Genomic DNA, 16,627 nt, shown 5'->3' on the forward strand with positions numbered 1-16,627 from the left:
AAGAACTAGAGCGCCGTTCCGATTCCATCGGGACGAAAAGCGCTCTTGTCGATCTTCGCAATCGGAAACGGCTTTGCCAAGAGCACCGGCGATGCTATTTGCAGGCGGAGCATGCTCGCGTCCGGTCCGGACGAGGGGCACGGGTCGGTAACGGCTGCGCCGAATGGTTGAGCAACGTCCGAGGATCAGCGCGTGAAGGAAAGAGATCGGCGATCGAAGAACGCCTCCGTGACGGCGGCGAAGAGCCGGGGCGCCGAGGCGCGCGGCGGCCGCCAGGAACAAAGGCTGCCGTCTGCAAAAGGCGCCGGATTGAGGACGAAGGCCGGATCCAAGGCGGGGGGCGGGGTCAAGGCGGGGGCAGGGGGCCCGCCGCCGAAACCGGCACCACGCAAAAGCGAGCGGCCCTCTGCCCAGGACAACGCCCCGGTGCGCCGTCTCGAACTCAGGACCGGGGAGAAACCGGCCGAGACGGTGCCGCTGATCCTCGAGACCGCCGCCACCGCCGGCTATCGCCTCATCGACAGCGGCGATGGGGAGAAGCTCGAACAATATGGTCCCTATCGCATCGTGCGTCCGGAGGCGCAGGCGCTTTGGCCGAAGGCCCTGCCGGAATCTGCCTGGGAGAAGGCGGATGCCGTCTTCACCGGCGACACCGACGAGGACGGTATGGGGCGCTGGCGTTTCCCGCACGAGGTGCTTGGCGAGACTTGGCCGATGCAGCTTCTCGATACGGATTTCCTCGGCCGTTTCACCTCCTTTCGCCATGTCGGCGTCTTTCCGGAACAGCTCGCCCACTGGTCGTGGATGCGGGAGCAGGTGGCCGTTGCCGGCCGCCCCCTCAAGGTTCTCAACCTCTTCGGCTATACCGGCGTCGCCTCGCTGATCGCCGCCAAGGCGGGCGCGGAGGTCACCCATGTCGATGCCTCCAAAAAGGCGATCGGCTGGGCGCGCGACAACCAGGCGCTGGCGCGCGCCCAGAAACTGCCGATCCGCTGGATCTGCGACGATGCCATGAAGTTCATCCAGCGCGAGGAGCGGCGCGGCAGCCGCTACGACATCATCCTGACCGACCCGCCAAAGTTCGGCCGCGGCCCGAACGGCGAGGTGTGGCAATTGTTCGATCACCTGGCAGCGATGCTGGACATATGCCGCGAGATCCTGTCGCCGGACGCCCGGGGCCTCGTGCTGACGGCCTATTCGATCCGGGCTAGCTTCTATTCCATCCACGAGCTCATGCGCGAGACGATGCGCGGGCGTGGCGGCCGGGTGGAATCGGGCGAGCTCATTATTCGCGAGGGCGGGCTCGACGGCACTGCACAGGGCCGCGCGCTCTCCACCTCCCTCTTCAGCCGCTGGGTGCCGAAATGAGCAACGACAGGAACGATCACGGCACGGCACGCGTAGGGCAGGTGAAGGAGGTCACCAGCCTCACCAACCCGATCATCAAGGATATCCGGGCTCTGGTGCAGAAGAAGCACCGCGACGAGACGCGCTCTTTCATGGCCGAGGGGCTGAAACTCGTTATCGACGCGCTCGATCTCGGCTGGAAGATCAAGACACTCGTCTATGCCAAGGCAGCGAAAGGCAAGCCCCAGGTCGAGCAGGTGGCCGCGAAAACGGTGGCCAGAGGCGGGCTCGTCCTCGAAGTCAGCGAAAAAGTGATCTCCACCATCACCCGGCGCGACAATCCGCAGATGGTCGTCGGGATCTTCGAGCAGCGCTATCATCCGCTGAAGGATATCCAGCCGAAGCAGGGCGAGACCTATGTGGCGCTCGACCGCGTGCGCGACCCGGGCAATCTCGGCACCATCATCCGCACCGCCGACGCGGCCGGCGCTTCGGGGATCATCCTTGTCGGCGAGACCACCGACCCTTTTTCGCTCGAGACCGTGCGGGCAACCATGGGCTCCGTCTTCGCCATGCCGATCGCGCGGGCGGGCGCCGAGGATTTTATCCGTTGGCAGAGATCGGCCGGCGTTCAGGTCGTGGCGACCCATCTGGCAGGCTCGGTCGACTATCGGACGATCGACTACAAGTCCAAGCCGGTCGTGCTTCTGATGGGCAACGAACAGGCGGGTCTGCCGGTGGAACTCGCGCGCGAGGCCGGCGCACTCGCCCGCATCCCGCAGGCGGGGCGTGCCGATTCGCTCAATCTCGCCATCGCGACCGGCATCATGCTGTTCGAGGCGCGGCGCCACCTCCTGTCTCTGGATGGCGGCCGATGAGACGGGAACAGACACTCTTCTCGCGACCGCTCCCGATCGCGCTCTTCATTCTGGTCGCGCTCGCCGCCGACCAGTTCATCAAATACCTGGTGGAGGCTTATCTGCCGTTCCAACAGGGCGTGCCGGTCATGCCGATGCTCGCCCTCTACCGGACCTACAATTACGGCGTGGCCTTCTCGATGCTGTCGGGGATGGAGGGCTGGTTCATCGTCGGCATCCGGCTGGCGGTCGTCACCTTCGTGCTCTGGCTCTGGCGCCGCACGCCGAAGGACCGCTTCTTCGCCCATCTCGGTTATGCCATGATCATTGCCGGTGCGCTCGGCAATCTGGTCGACCGGCTGCTCTTCGGCTATGTCGTCGATTATATCCTTTTCTACACGGCCACCTGGTCCTTTGCCGTCTTCAATCTTGCGGACAGTTTCATCACTATCGGCGCCGGCGCGATCATTCTCGATGAGCTGCTGCAGGCGAAAAAGGAACGGTCGCTAAAACTTTAAGCGTCGTCTGAAGGCATTCGGAAGTCTTGCCGTGCTAGTCCGCCGGCATGAGCGAACGGATGTTTCGAGAGCGGATGAAAGCGGGCGCGGAAACTGCCCAAGGAGTCGGCAGGACGGCGCCGGCGGCGCCCACCATAAATCGCGGCGCTGCGTTCATCTGGCAGTGGCGGCCATTGGCCGAGACTTTGGCAGGGGTGCCGTTGGCGCGTGTCGCCTGTGCTTTTGCGGGCATCGTTGCGGCAGTGCTGCTCCTTGCCGTCGGTGCGAGTGCGGGCCTGCGCCTGCTGCCGGCGATCATCGCGGCCGGGGGCATCGCCGGCGCATTCCTGCTCCTGGCCGGTCGTGACGAGGCGTCCGGGACGCGGGAGGCCCGCGCCGGCGAAACTGCGCGGGACGCGGTATGGCAAGGCGCCGAAACCGCGGCGCTCCTTGCAACCATCCATGAAGCGATGGGCGATCTCGCCATCGTCCGCGACCTCGACGGGAAGATCATGCAGGCCAATGGGGCCTTCCATCAGCTTTGCGGCTGCGCGGACGCGAGGGGGCTGACTTGCGCGGAACTGGGTTTGCGCTTCGAGCCGAAAACGGGGTCTGACCGCTACTTTGTGCATATTTATACGCCTGCGGGCACGCGCCTTTACGACTGGCACGATGTGCTTGTCCGCGACCCGGAGCGCGGCCGGCTGATGCGCCACAGCATCGCTCGCGATGTTACCGAGGAAATGCTGGCGGCAAGTCAAAGGGAGGAGGAGCGGCGGCGCGCCGAGGAGGCGAGCCGGGCGAAGTCCCGTCTGCTCGCCACCGTCAGCCACGAAATCCGTACCCCGCTCTCCGGCATCCTCGGCATGAGCCGTCTCCTGGCCGAGACGAGGCTGTCGGAAGAGCAGAAAAATTATCTCGCCGGCATGCAGCAGTCCGGCCACACCCTGGTCCAACTGGTCGAGGACCTGATCGATTTCTCGTCGCTTGCCGTCGGGCGGTTCCAACTGCGCCCGTCGCAGCAGGACCTGCGTCAGACCGTCGAGAACGTGGTCGAGATGCTGTCGCCGCGCGCGCACGAGAAGGACATTGAGATAGGCGCCACGGTCGCCATCGAGGTGCCCGAGCGGATGCTGTTCGATGCGGCGCGCCTCCGCCAGGTGCTGTTCAACGTCGTCGGCAACGCAGTAAAATTCACCGGGAAGGGCGGCGTCCTCGTCTCCGTCGACATCGACGAAGGCTCCGTGCGCATCAGGATCGACGACAGTGGTCCCGGCATGTCCGCCGACGAGCTCGCGCGCGTCTTCGAGGAGTTCGAGCAGGCAGGTGACGGCGCACAGCGTGCCAAAGGCACGGGGCTCGGTCTCGCGATCTCCCGGCGGATCATGGAAGCCTTCGGCGGCAGCCTGACCGCTACGAGCATTGCCGGGAAGGGAAGCCGGTTCGAGATTCGCTTCCCGATGGCTGGCGCCGGTCTCTCGTCCGTTCCGGCTCGCCGCGGAGTGCTTGCGGATGCGCATGTGCTCGTCATGGCGCCCGAGGGACCCTCCTCGGCCGCGCTTGCCGCCACGATCGAGACGCTCGGCGGCGCTTGCCATAGAGCTGCGACGCTTGCCGTCGCGAGGCAGATCGTCGCCGCGGCCCACGGCAATCGGCCGCTGACGGATGTCATCGTCGACCACCGCCATGCGGCACAGTTTCGCGAGCTTCTTGCTCTCGAGCCGGCGATGGCCGGTCTGCGTTTGCGCAGGACCTATCTCATCAGCCCCGAGGAGCGCGCAAGCCACCCCGTAAGCCGGCTCGGCGGCTATGAGGCCTGGCTGATCCGCCCCCTTCGGGAGAAATCCCTGGTCGAGGTGCTGCTCGGGCGGCTCAGAGGAATGGAGAAACGCGACGCGATCAACGACAACAGACCGGTGCTGCGGGAGGAACCGGCGGCGACTGCCGCCTTCACAACCGCTGCTCGCGGCATCCTGCTCGCCGAGGACGACCCCGTGAATGCGCTCGTCTTGCGCACGGTGCTCAGCCGGGCGGGCCATGCCGTCGATCACGTCGGCGACTTTACGGCGCTCGAGGCGGCACTCCGCACGCCCGGCTCCGCTCCGCCGTCTCTGATCGTCACCGACCTCAACATGCCGGGCGGAGATGGCCTCGGCATGCTCCGACGCCTGCGCGAAGCGGAGGCTGCCGGCAACAGGCGACGCGTGCCGGTTCTCGTCCTGACCGCGGAAATGCGCGGCGATCTCCATGAGCGCCTTCGAGCCGCAGGAGCCGACGCCGTGCTGGCCAAGCCCGCCGAGCCGCAGCGGCTCCTTGCGGAAGTCACCCGCCTTATCGATCCCCCGGCAAGCTAGAATCCATGCTTCGGAACGCGGTACCGGGCCGGGGTTGTATACTGCCTCGGTGTCACTATGTTGTTGCAGAAACGTGGTCTAAGCCCGGAGGAATTGACCATTCGGGATGACACGGTATGACGATCGAACTTCTGGATTCGACGGGCGTGGTTGACACCTCCAATGCTTACGTCCGCAAGGCGATTGCGGCTCCGGCGACCGATGTCCTCGGACGGATCGGCAGTCTCGAGACGCGCCTTGCCCGTTCGGCCGCCGAGATCGACGCGGCCCAGGCGGTACGCTACAGGGTGTTCGTCGAAGAGATGAAGGCTCAGGTGGCGCCCGAAGCCGAACGGTGCAAGCGCGACATCGACAGCTGGGATGCGATCTGCGACCATCTCCTGGTGCTCGATACGTCGATCGAGGGCGATGTGGAGGAACAGATCGTCGGCACCTACCGCCTGTTGCGGCAGGAGGTTGCCGAGCGGGCCGGTGGCTTCTACTCGGACTCCGAGTTCGCGATCGGGGAACTTCTCGCACGTCATCCCGGCAAGCGCTTCATGGAGCTCGGACGTTCCTGCGTGCTGCCGGAATATCGCACCAAGCGCACCGTCGAACTGCTGTGGCAGGGCAATTGGGCCTACGCCCTGAAGCATGGCATCGACGCGATGTTCGGCTGCGGTTCGTTTCCGGGCGTGATTCCCGAAGAGCACGCGCTCGCGCTCTCCTTCCTGCATCATAACGTCCGGGTCCGGGACGAGTGGGTGGTTTCCGCCCGGCCGGAGCTTTGCCGGACGATGGACCTCATGCCTGCGGAGGCGATCAATCCGAAGAAGGCGCTAGCGGCGCTGCCGCCGCTGATCAAGGGCTATATGCGGCTCGGCGCAATGGTCGGCGAGGGGGCGGTTGTCGATCAAGCGTTCCGCACTACCGACGTTTTGATCGTCCTGCCGATCAGCAATATTTCCGGCCGTTATCTGAACTATTACGGCGCCGATGCGGGGCGCTTCTCCTCGTCGGTGTCCTGATCTTTGGCGCTGCGCTTCGAATTTTCATGACGGAAGCATATTGAACCACAAAGGAGAACATTCGCCGCTCCGCCTGCGAGGCGGGCTCCGCGAGCAAATCTCGAATTTTCATCACGAACGAAATTGGCCAGCCATGATATATTTGAGCCCGCCTCCGTTCCCGGGAAGCGGGCTCTTGTTTTGGGGGCTCGCGCGATCTTGAGGGCCTGCTCCAGCCATTTCCTCCCTCATCCTCGTCACCGGGATCCGGCAGCGCCGCGTCCGCGGCGCGGAAGAATCTATTCAGCCCAACGACTTGGGCTGGCTGGACTCCTGTGACAAGCACAGGAACGACGGCGAGACGACAGCCTGGCGACGCGGCAACAGACGAAGGGCCAGCGGTTTTCCGACTTTCCGCCGACCCGTGTCACGTGCCGGCGTTATAGGCCGCGATCGCAGCCAGGTTGACGAGGTCGGAGTCCTTTGCCGACATGGAGGCGATCTGGACCGACTTGTCGAGGCCGACCAGAAGCGGGCCGATCACGGTCGAACCGCCCAGTTCCTGAAGCATTTTCGTCGAGATCGACGCCGAGTGGAAGGCCGGCATGACGAGCACGTTCGCGGTGCCGGAAAGCCGGCAGAACGGGTATTGCTCCATCACCCGTGCGTTGAGTGCCACGTCGGCAGCCATTTCGCCGTCATATTCGAAATCCACACGGCGCCTGTCGAGGATCTTTACCGCCTCCCGTACCCGCTCCGAGCGTTCGCCGGAGGGGTGGCCGAAGGTCGAATAGGCGAGCATCGCCACCCGCGGCACGTAACCCAGCCGCTTGGCGAGGCCGGCCGCCTCCTCGGCAATATCCGCCAGCTCCTCGGACGTCGGCATATCGTGCACCGCGGTGTCGGCGACGAGGACCGTGCGGCCGCGGCAGAGCGCAATGGAAACGCCGATCACGCGGTGGCCGGGCTTTGGGTCGATGCAGCGGCGTACGTCTTCGAGCGCGGTCGAATAGTTGCGCGTAAGGCCGGTCACCATGCCGTCCGCGTCGCCGAGCGCCACCATTGAGGCGGCGAAATGGTTGCGGTCGGTATTGATCAGCCGCTGCACGTCGCGGAAAAGATAGCCCTTTCGCTGCAGGCGCGAATAGAGGAAATCGGTATAGGCGCCGACGCGCTTGGACAGGCGTGCATTGACGATCTGAATGCCGGCGCGGTCGAGATCGATGCCTTCGCGCTCGGCGGTCTCACGCATCACTTCCTCGCGCCCGAGCAGGAGCGCCGTGCCGAGCTGCTGGTTCGCATAGGCGATCGCCGAGCGCATCATCTGCACTTCCTCGCCCTCCGCAAAGACGATGCGCTTCGGCTGGCGACGAACGCGTTCGACGATGCGCTGCAGCGTCGAGGCGATCGGGTCGCGCCGCGCCGAAAGCTGCTGTCCGTAGGCCTTGAGGTCCTCGATCGGCTTGCGGGCAACGCCCGTCTCCATGGCCGCCTTTGCCACGGCGATCGGGATCGCCGAGATGAGGCGCGGATCGAAGGGGACGGGAATGATGTATTGCGGACCGAAGCGCGGCCGGTTTCCCTGATAGGCGGCGGCAACGTCGTCCGGAACGTCCTCCTTGGCGAGACTGGCAAGCGCTTCCGCCGCAGCGATCTTCATCGCGTCGTTGATCGTCGAAGCGCGCACGTCGAGCGCGCCGCGGAAGATATAGGGGAAGCCGAGAACGTTGTTGACCTGGTTCGGATAGTCCGAACGGCCGGTCGCTACGATCGCGTCGTCGCGGATCTGGGCCACTTCTTCGGGCGTGATTTCCGGATCGGGATTTGCCATGGCGAAGATGATCGGCCGTGGACCCATGGAGCGGACCATGTCCGCGGAAAGCGCGCCCTTGGCCGAGAGGCCGAAGAATACGTCGGCGCCGTCAAGAGCCTCGGCGAGCGTCCTGCGGTCGGTCTCGACCGCATGGGCGGACTTCCACTGGTTCATGCCGTCGGTACGGCCCTTGTAGATGACTCCTTTCGTGTCGCAGAGGATGATGTTTTCCGGGCTGAAGCCCATCGCCTTGACGAGCTCGATGCAGGCGATCGCCGCCGCGCCCGCGCCGTTGCAGACCAGCTTGGTGGTCTTGAAGTCGCGGCCGGTCAGGGTCAGCGCATTGACGAGGCCTGCCGCGGCGATGATCGCGGTGCCGTGCTGATCGTCATGGAAGACGGGAATGTCCATGACTTCGCGCAGCCGCTGTTCGATGATAAAGCAGTCCGGCGCTTTGATGTCCTCGAGGTTGATGCCGCCGAAGGAAGGGCCGAGAAAGCGGACGCAGTTGACGAATTCGTCGACATTCTCGGTATCCACCTCGAGATCAATCGAGTCGACGTCGGCGAAGCGCTTGAAAAGGACGGATTTACCCTCCATGACGGGCTTCGAGGCGAGTGCGCCGAGATTGCCGAGGCCGAGGATGGCCGTGCCGTTGGAAATCACCGCAACCATGTTGCCGCGCGCCGTGTAGTCGTAGGCCGTCGCCGGGTCGTCGGCGATCGCCTTCACCGGAACGGCGACGCCGGGCGAATAGGCGAGCGACAGGTCGCGTTGCGTCGCCATCGGCTTGGTCGGTGAGATTTCCAGTTTTCCGGGGCGACCTTGAGAGTGAAAATCGAGCGCTTCCTGCGCTGTGACGCTGGTCATTGCGCGGTCGGTCTTGTCGATACCCGGCATGTTTCCTCAACCTCCTGTGGGCGACCCTCCTGGTCAGCCTCTTTATTGTTGTCGTCTATAAATGCTTGCGGATAGTGTGACATCTCTTTTTTTGGAACAATCATGAATTTCCTGATGGATGCATCGAACCGTTCGGGCGACGTCCTTTCCGTGTCCGATCTTGCAAGCGAAGAGAGCCGCTCCACGGCGACGCCGATGATGGAGCAGTTCATCGAGATCAAGGCGAAAAATCCGGATTCGCTCCTGTTCTACCGGATGGGCGATTTCTACGAGCTGTTCTTTCAGGACGCCGTGGAGGCTTCGCGCGCGCTCGGCATCACGCTGACGAAACGCGGCCAGCATATGGGACAGGAAATCCCGATGTGCGGCGTGCCGGTGCATGCGGCCGACGATTACCTGCAGAAGCTGATCGCGAAGGGCTATCGTGTCGCGGTCTGTGAACAGGTGGAGGACCCTGCCGAGGCGAAAAAGCGCGGCAGCAAATCGGTCGTGCGCCGCGACGTCGTGCGGCTGGTGACGCCGGGGACGATCACCGAGGACAAGCTGCTCTCGCCTTCAGAATCGAATTATCTCATGGCGCTCGCGCGTATCAGGAGCGGCTCGGAGCCGGCCTATGGGCTTGCCTGGATCGATATTTCGACAGGCATCTTCCGCCTCGCCGAGACCGCGGAGAGCCGGCTTCTTGCCGATATATTGCGCATCGACCCGCGTGAGCTGATCCTGCCGGATACCGTCTTCCACGATCCGGACCTCAGGGCCGTTTTCGACGTGCTCGGGCGCGTCGCGGTGCCGCAACCGGCCGTCCTCTTCGACAGCGCGACGGCGGAAGGCCGCATTTCACGCTACTACGGCGTCGGGACGCTCGACGGCTTCGGAACCTTCTCGCGCGCGGAGCTGGCGGCCGCCTCGGCGGCGGTCTCCTATGTCGAGAAGACCCAGATCCAGGAGCGCCCGGCGCTCGGCATTCCGGAAAGAGAAAGCGTCGCCTCGACCCTTTTCATCGATCCGGCGACACGCGGCAATCTGGAACTTGCCAAGACGCTTTCCGGCTCCCGCGACGGCAGCCTGCTCAAGTCGCTCGACCGGACGATGACGAGCGGCGGCGCCCGGCTGCTCGCCGAACGCCTGATGTCGCCCCTGACCGACCCCGAGCGCATCAACGAGCGGCTCGATTCCATAGAGACGCTGGCGGATCAGCCGCGCTTTACGACGGATGTCCGCGACGCGCTTCGCAGGGCACCCGACATGCCGCGGGCCTTGTCGCGACTCGCGCTCGGCCGCGGCGGCCCTCGCGATCTCGGTGCCATCCAGGCGGGCATGCGGGCCGCAGCCGCGATATCGGCGCTCCTCTCCGGCGCCGAGCTCTCGGCGGAATTGACCGAAGCGCGCAACGCGATCGCGGCCCTGCCGGGGGAGCTGCTTGCGCGCCTCGATGCCACCCTTGCCGAGGAACTGCCGCTTCTGAAGCGCGATGGCGGCTTCGTCCGCGAAGGCGCGAGCGCCGAGCTCGACGAGATGCGGGCATTGCGCGACCAGTCGCGCCGCGTGATAGCCGGACTGCAGCTCCAATATTGCGAAGAGACCGGCATCAAATCTTTGAAGATCAAACACAACAACGTACTCGGCTACTACATAGAGGTGACCGCGGGCAATGCCGGGGCGATGACCGATACGGATGCCGGCCGCGCCCGGTTCATCCATCGCCAGACCATGGCGAATGCCATGCGGTTCACCACGACCGAGCTTGCCGAGCTCGAAACGAAGATCGCCAATGCCGCCGACCGGGCGCTGGCGATCGAACTGGAGACCTTCGAGGCCGTGACGCGCGAGGTGGTCGCCGAGGCCGAGGCGATCAAGGCGGCGGCGCTGGCGCTCGCGACGATCGACGTCTCGGCCGGGCTGGCCATGCTTGCGGAGGAGCAGAACTATGCCCGCCCCACGGTCGACCGCTCGCGAATGTTCGCGATCGACGCAGGCCGCCACCCGGTGGTGGAGCAGGCGTTGCGACGTCAGGCCGCCAATCCCTTCGTCGCCAACGGCTGCGATCTGTCTCCCCCCGGCGGCGAAGAAGGCGGCGCGATCTGGCTCCTCACAGGCCCCAACATGGGCGGCAAGTCGACGTTCCTCCGCCAGAACGCGCTGATCGCGATCATGGCCCAGATGGGGTCCTTCGTACCCGCTGCCGCGGCGCATATCGGCGTCGTCGACAGGCTCTTCTCGCGCGTCGGCGCTTCGGATGATCTCGCCCGCGGCCGCTCGACCTTCATGGTCGAGATGGTCGAGACGGCGGCGATCCTCAATCAGGCGACGGACCGCTCGCTGGTGATCCTCGACGAGATCGGCCGTGGTACCGCGACCTTCGACGGCCTGTCGATCGCCTGGGCGGCGGTCGAGCATCTGCACGAGGTCAATCGCTGCCGCGGGCTCTTCGCGACCCATTTCCACGAGCTGACGGTGCTCTCCGAAAAGCTCGGCCGGCTCTCGAACGCGACGATGCGCGTCAAGGAGTGGGACGGCGACGTGATTTTCCTGCACGAGGTGGGCCCGGGCGCCGCGGACCGTTCCTACGGCATCCAGGTCGCCCGCCTCGCCGGCCTGCCGGCGTCGGTCGTCGCCCGCGCGAGGGACGTGCTCGCCAAGCTCGAGGATGCCGATCGCAAGAACCCGGCGAGCCAGCTGATCGACGACCTGCCGCTGTTCCAGGTGGCCGTCCGGCGAGAGGGGACGGCGAGGTCTGCAGGGCCTTCCAAGGTGGAGGAGGCTCTGAAGGCGCTCAGCCCGGACGACATGACGCCGCGCGAGGCGCTCGACGCGCTTTACGCGCTCAAGAGGGAGCTTTCCAACCGCTGATTTCGCCCGGCTATTTCCCCTGTCATTCGGCCGGCAAAAGGGCTATACAGCGGCGCTTGCAAAGAATGATCTAAGTCGGACAGGACGCCCCTCGGCACTTTATGGCCAGACACGAAACCTCCTTCCCCGAAATCCTGGACGTGGCGGCGCTTCGGGCCAGGTGCGACTTCATCGCCTCCGCCCATGCCGAACAGCGCGAGCCGATGCGCCGGGCCTTGCTTGCGGCCTTCAAGGAGGCAAATCTTGCGGGTCGCGCCAAGGCGCATGAATTGCTCGCCGCAGACGGCGCGGGAATCAAGTGCGCGGAGCGCATTTCCTGGCTCCAGGACCAGCTGATTACCCTGTTGCACGACTTCGTGCTGAATCAGGTATTCGACGCCGCGAAGGCCCCTGAGGCTTCGCGCATCGCGGTCACCGCCGTCGGTGGCTACGGGCGCGGAACGCTCGCGCCGGGCTCGGATATCGACCTCCTCTTCCTCCTGCCCGCCAAGAAGGCCGTCTGGGCGGAGCCGGCGATCGAGTTCATGCTGTATATCCTATGGGACCTCGGCTTCAAGGTCGGCCACGCCACGCGAACGATCGAAGAATGCATCCGCCTTTCGCGTGCGGACATGACCATCCGCACCGCGATCCTCGAGTGCCGCTATGTCTGCGGGTCCCTGATCCTGGCCAACGAACTCGAAACGCGCTTCGACCGTGAGATCGTCCGCAATACCGGCCCGGAATTCATTGCCGCCAAGCTCGCCGAGCGCGACGAGCGCCATCGCAAGGCGGGCGACACGCGCTACCTCGTCGAACCGAATGTCAAGGAAGGCAAGGGCGGCTTGCGCGACCTGCATACGCTCTTCTGGATTTCGAAATATTTCTACCGGGTCAAGGACTCGGCCGATCTCGTCAAGCTCGGCGTGCTTTCGAAGCAAGAATACAAGCTCTTTCAGAAGGCTGAGGATTTTCTCTGGGCGGTGCGCTGCCACATGCACTTCCTGACCGGCAAGGCGGAGGAACGCCTCTCCTTCGACATCCAGCGCGAGATCGCAGAGGCGCTCGGCTATCACGATCATCCCGGCCTTTCGGCGGTCGAGCGCTTCATGAAGCATTACTTTCTCGTCGCCAAGGATGTCGGCGACCTGACACGCATCTTCTGCTCGGCTCTGGAGGATCAGCAGGCCAAGGACACACCCGGGATTACAGGCGTCATAAGCCGCTTCCGCAATCGCGTCCGCAAGATCGCGGGCACGCTCGATTTCGTCGATGACGGCGGGCGTATTGCACTTGCGAGTACCGACGTGTTCAAGCGCGACCCGGTGAACCTCATGCGCCTGTTCCACATCGCCGATATCAACGGGCTCGAGTTCCATCCGGCGGCGTTGAAGCAGGTGACCCGCTCTCTGAGCCTGATCACGCCGCACCTGCGCGAAAACGAAGAGGCCAACCGGCTTTTCCTGTCCATACTCACCTCGCGGCGCAATCCGGAACTGATCCTTCGCCGGATGAACGAAGCGGGAGTGCTCGGCCGTTTCATCCCGGAATTCGGCAAGATCGTCTCGATGATGCAGTTCAACATGTATCATCACTACACGGTGGACGAGCATCTCCTGCGCTCCGTCGACGTGCTCTCGCGCATCGAGAGGGGTCTGGAGGAAGAGGCGCATCCCCTGACCGCGATGCTGATGCCGGGAATCGAGGATCGCGAAGCCCTCTACGTGGCCGTGCTGCTCCACGACATCGCCAAGGGACGCCCGGAGGATCACTCGGTCGCGGGCGCCAAGGTCGCCCGCAAGCTTTGCCCGCGGCTGCGGCTCTCGCCGAAACAGACCGAGACGGTGGTCTGGCTGGTCGAGGAACATCTGACCATGTCGATGGTCGCGCAGACCCGCGACCTGAATGATCGAAAGACCATCGTCGATTTCGCCGAACGCGTTCAATCGCTCGAACGGCTGAAGATGCTGCTCATCCTCACCGTCTGCGACATCCGCGCCGTCGGTCCCGGCGTCTGGAACGGCTGGAAGGGTCAGTTGCTGCGCACGCTCTATTACGAAACGGAATTGCTGCTCTCCGGCGGGTTCTCGGAACTGTCGCGCAAGGAAAGGGCCAGGCATGCCGCAAATATGCTGGAGGAGGCCCTCGCCGACTGGCCCAAGAAGGAGCGCCATGCCTATGTGCGGCTACATTATCAGCCCTATCTCCTGACCGTGGCGCTCGAAGAGCAGGTGCGCCATGCCGGCTTCATCCGCGAGGCGGACCGTGCGGGCAGGACGCTTGCGACCATGGTGCGCACTCATGATTTCCACGCCATCACCGAAATCACCGTATTGTCGCCGGACCACCCGCGCCTGCTGACGGTCATAGCCGGCGCTTGCGCCGCGGCGGGCGCCAACATCGTCGGGGCGCAGATTCACACGACCTCCGACGGCCGGGCGCTGGACACCATTCTCGTCAACCGCGAGTTCTCGGTCGCAGAGGACGAGACGCGCCGGGCGGCGAGCATCGGCAAGCTGATCGAAGACGTGCTCTCCGGCCGCAAGAGGTTGCCCGAGGTGATCGCCAGCCGGACGCGTGTGAAGAAGCGCAGCCGGGCCTTCACCGTGACGCCGGAGGTGACCATCAGCAATACGCTGTCGAACAAGTTCACGGTCATAGAGGTCGAGGGATTGGACCGCACGGGCCTGCTTTCGGAGATCACGGCGGTGCTGTCCGATCTTTCGCTCGACATCGCATCGGCCCATATCACCACCTTCGGCGAAAAGGTGATCGACACCTTTTACGTCACCGATCTGGTCGGTTCGAAGATCACCAGCGAGAACCGGCAGATGAACATCGCAGCGCGCCTCAAGGCGGTGCTGGCGGGGGAGGTGGACGAGGCGCGCGAGCGCATGCCCTCCGGCATCATCGCGCCGACCTCCGTGCCGCGTGTACCCCACGGTTCCAAAGCGACAAAAGCCGAAACATGAGTCTGGTCAAGAAATTCGCAACCGTCGGCGGCGCGACGCTCGGAAGCCGGCTCTTCGGCTTCATCCGGGAAACCTTCATGGCGGCCGCGCTCGGCACGGGCCCGGTCGCCGACGCCTTCAACACCGCTTTCCGGCTGCCGAACACCTTCCGCCGGCTTTTTGCCGAAGGGGCGTTCAATTCTGCTTTCGTCCCGCTCTTTGCCAAGGAAATCGAGGCGCATGGCATGGACGGCGCCCGTCGCTTTTCCGAGGAGGTCTTCGGCGTCCTCTTCACAGTTCTTCTTCTGCTGACGATCGCCATGGAACTGGCGATGCCTTTCATCGTCGGGAAGTTGATCGCCCCCGGGTTTGCCGACGACCCCGCGAAATTCGCAAGCACCGTCACCTTCGCGACGATCATGTTTCCCTATCTCGCCTGCATGTCGCTGGCGGCGATGATGGCCGGCATGCTCAATTCGCTGCACCGCTATTTCGCGGCAGCCATCGCTCCGGTCTTCCTGAACTTCATACTGATCGGCGTGCTCGCCTACGCCTGGTATAGCGGCCAGGATGCGATTGCGGTCGGCTACGCCCTCTCCTGGGGGGTGCTGGCCGCGGGAATGGTCCAGCTGGCGATCGTCTGGGTGGCGGTGCGCAATGCGGGCATCCGGATAGGCTTTCGCCGGCCCCGCCTGACGGCAAACGTCAAGCGCCTGCTCGTGCTGGCGCTTCCGGCGGCGATCACCGGCGGCATCACCCAGATCAACCTCCTGATCAACACCAATATCGCTTCGGCAAAGGAAGGGGCCGTCTCGTCGCTCGTCTATGCCGACCGCATCTATCAGCTGCCGCTCGGGGTCGTCGGCATTGCCGTTGCGACGGTGCTTCTGCCCGAGCTTGCGCGGGCTCTGCGCGGTGGCAACCTCAACGAGGCGACGAACCTGCAGAACCGTTCCGTCGAGTTCACGCTGTTCCTGACGCTTCCCGCCGCCGCGGCACTGCTCGTCATCTCGGAGCCGATCGTGAGACTCCTCTTCGAGCGCGGCCAGTTCTCGCCGGAATCGACCGTCGTCGTCGGGCATATTCTGGCGATCTACGGTCTCGGCCTGCCGGCCTTTGTTCTGATCAAGGCCTTTATTCCGGGTTTCTTTGCCCGCGAGGACACTCGCACACCCATGATCTTCGCCGGAATTTCCGTGGCAGTTAATGTCTCGCTGGCGCTGACGCTTTTTCCGTCGCTTGCCGCAAGCGGCATCGCAACGGCCGAAGTCGTTGCGGGCTGGGTGAACGCCTTGCTGCTCTTCGCGACGCTTGTTTGGCGCGGGCACTGGGGGCGCGATATTCCCTTGCTGACAAGAATCCCCCGCCTGGTGATCGCGGCTGCGGTCATGGCGGCCGTATTGTACTTCGCCGTGGATTGGCTCGCATCTCCGCTTTCTTCCGCCGCACCGCTTGCGACCCGCGCGATCACCCTCTGCGGCCTGATCGCCGCCGCGATGGTGATCTATTTCGCGGTCGCGTTCGGGATCGGCGGGGCGAGCCTCGCGATGATCCGCCGCAGCGTCAGGCGGGGGGCATCGGCCCCTTCCGTCGAACCCTCGGCAAGCGACGGAGCGGGTGGGCGATGAAACAGACGATCGCCCGCGTCGCCGTCGTCGTGCCCGACTATGACGAGGCTATCGCCTTTTACTGCGGCAAGCTCGGCTTCGACCTCCTCGAGGATAGCGACCTTGGCGGCGGCAAGCGCTGGGTCGTCGTTCGGCCGAAGGGCGCGGCCGAGACCGCTCTCCTGCTCGCCAGGGCCGAGGGCGAAAGGCAACGCGCCGCGATCGGCAATCAGACCGGCGGCCGGGTCGGCTTCTTCCTCTTCACCGACGACTTCAGCCGCGATCACGCCGCCATGCTTTCCGCCGGCGTCAAGTTCCTCGAGGCGCCTCGCGACGAGGTCTACGGAACCGTTGCCGTCTTCGTCGATCCGTTCGGCAACAGCTGGGATCTCCTCCAGGCCGCGTGACCATGCCTCTTGATTGCGCCCGGCCCGCCGTGCATAAGCGCGGCGGATATCAACTGGAGCCGGGCCCTCCACAAGCCCG

10 protein-coding genes are annotated in these 16,627 nt (G+C 64.6%); 9 read left to right on the plus strand and 1 reads right to left on the minus strand.

The features are described from left to right. The first annotated feature begins 192 nt into the window (after window positions 1–192). From SINAR_RS0111205 to olsB, 5 genes are all read left to right on the plus strand, one after another. Complete coding sequence (locus tag SINAR_RS0111205) at window positions 193–1,368, plus strand: class I SAM-dependent methyltransferase (protein ID WP_027999186.1); 1,176 nt, start codon at window positions 193–195, stop codon at window positions 1,366–1,368. After that, window positions 1,365–2,225: a TrmH family RNA methyltransferase gene (locus tag SINAR_RS0111210; protein WP_027999187.1), complete on the plus strand. Its 861-nt coding sequence runs from the start codon at window positions 1,365–1,367 to the stop codon at window positions 2,223–2,225. Before SINAR_RS0111205 ends, SINAR_RS0111210 begins: the two co-directional genes overlap by 4 nt. Beyond that, window positions 2,222–2,722 (plus strand): signal peptidase II, encoded by a 501-nt coding sequence (gene lspA / locus SINAR_RS0111215; protein ID WP_027999188.1) that lies wholly within the window; start codon window positions 2,222–2,224, stop codon window positions 2,720–2,722. Before SINAR_RS0111210 ends, lspA begins: the two co-directional genes overlap by 4 nt. Before the next feature lie 47 nt (window positions 2,723–2,769). Next, window positions 2,770–5,055, plus strand: a complete 2,286-nt coding sequence (locus SINAR_RS0111220) for a PAS domain-containing hybrid sensor histidine kinase/response regulator (RefSeq protein ID WP_027999189.1) — start codon at window positions 2,770–2,772, stop codon at window positions 5,053–5,055. Window positions 5,056–5,171: 116 nt separating this feature from the next. Beyond that, window positions 5,172–6,062 carry a l-ornithine N(alpha)-acyltransferase gene (gene olsB / locus SINAR_RS0111225; protein ID WP_027999190.1) on the plus strand — a complete coding sequence of 297 codons (891 nt, stop codon included), beginning with the start codon at window positions 5,172–5,174 and terminating at the stop codon, window positions 6,060–6,062. A 406-nt stretch (window positions 6,063–6,468) separates the two neighbouring features. Here the strand turns inward: olsB and SINAR_RS0111230 are convergent, their stop codons facing one another. Then, window positions 6,469–8,754 carry an NADP-dependent malic enzyme gene (locus SINAR_RS0111230; protein WP_027999191.1) on the minus strand — a complete coding sequence of 762 codons (2,286 nt, stop codon included), beginning with the start codon at window positions 8,752–8,754 and terminating at the stop codon, window positions 6,469–6,471. Between the two features lie 102 nt (window positions 8,755–8,856). Between SINAR_RS0111230 and mutS the strand changes: the two genes are divergently transcribed. From mutS to SINAR_RS0111250, 4 genes are all read left to right on the plus strand, one after another. After that, window positions 8,857–11,604 carry a DNA mismatch repair protein MutS gene (gene mutS / locus SINAR_RS0111235; protein WP_027999192.1) on the plus strand — a complete coding sequence of 916 codons (2,748 nt, stop codon included), beginning with the start codon at window positions 8,857–8,859 and terminating at the stop codon, window positions 11,602–11,604. Window positions 11,605–11,705: 101 nt separating this feature from the next. Beyond that, entirely contained in the window at window positions 11,706–14,555 is a 2,850-nt protein-coding gene (locus SINAR_RS0111240) for a [protein-PII] uridylyltransferase (RefSeq protein ID WP_027999193.1), read from the plus strand. Further along, window positions 14,552–16,162 carry a murein biosynthesis integral membrane protein MurJ gene (gene murJ, locus SINAR_RS0111245; RefSeq protein ID WP_027999194.1) on the plus strand — a complete coding sequence of 537 codons (1,611 nt, stop codon included), beginning with the start codon at window positions 14,552–14,554 and terminating at the stop codon, window positions 16,160–16,162. The genes SINAR_RS0111240 and murJ overlap by 4 nt, the downstream gene beginning before the upstream one ends. Next, window positions 16,159–16,548, plus strand: a complete 390-nt coding sequence (locus SINAR_RS0111250; RefSeq protein ID WP_027999195.1) for a VOC family protein — start codon at window positions 16,159–16,161, stop codon at window positions 16,546–16,548. The genes murJ and SINAR_RS0111250 overlap by 4 nt, the downstream gene beginning before the upstream one ends. Window positions 16,549–16,627 lie beyond the last annotated feature (79 nt).

Source organism: Sinorhizobium arboris LMG 14919, assembly GCF_000427465.1.
Taxonomy (GTDB): Bacteria; Pseudomonadota; Alphaproteobacteria; order Rhizobiales; family Rhizobiaceae; genus Sinorhizobium; species Sinorhizobium arboris.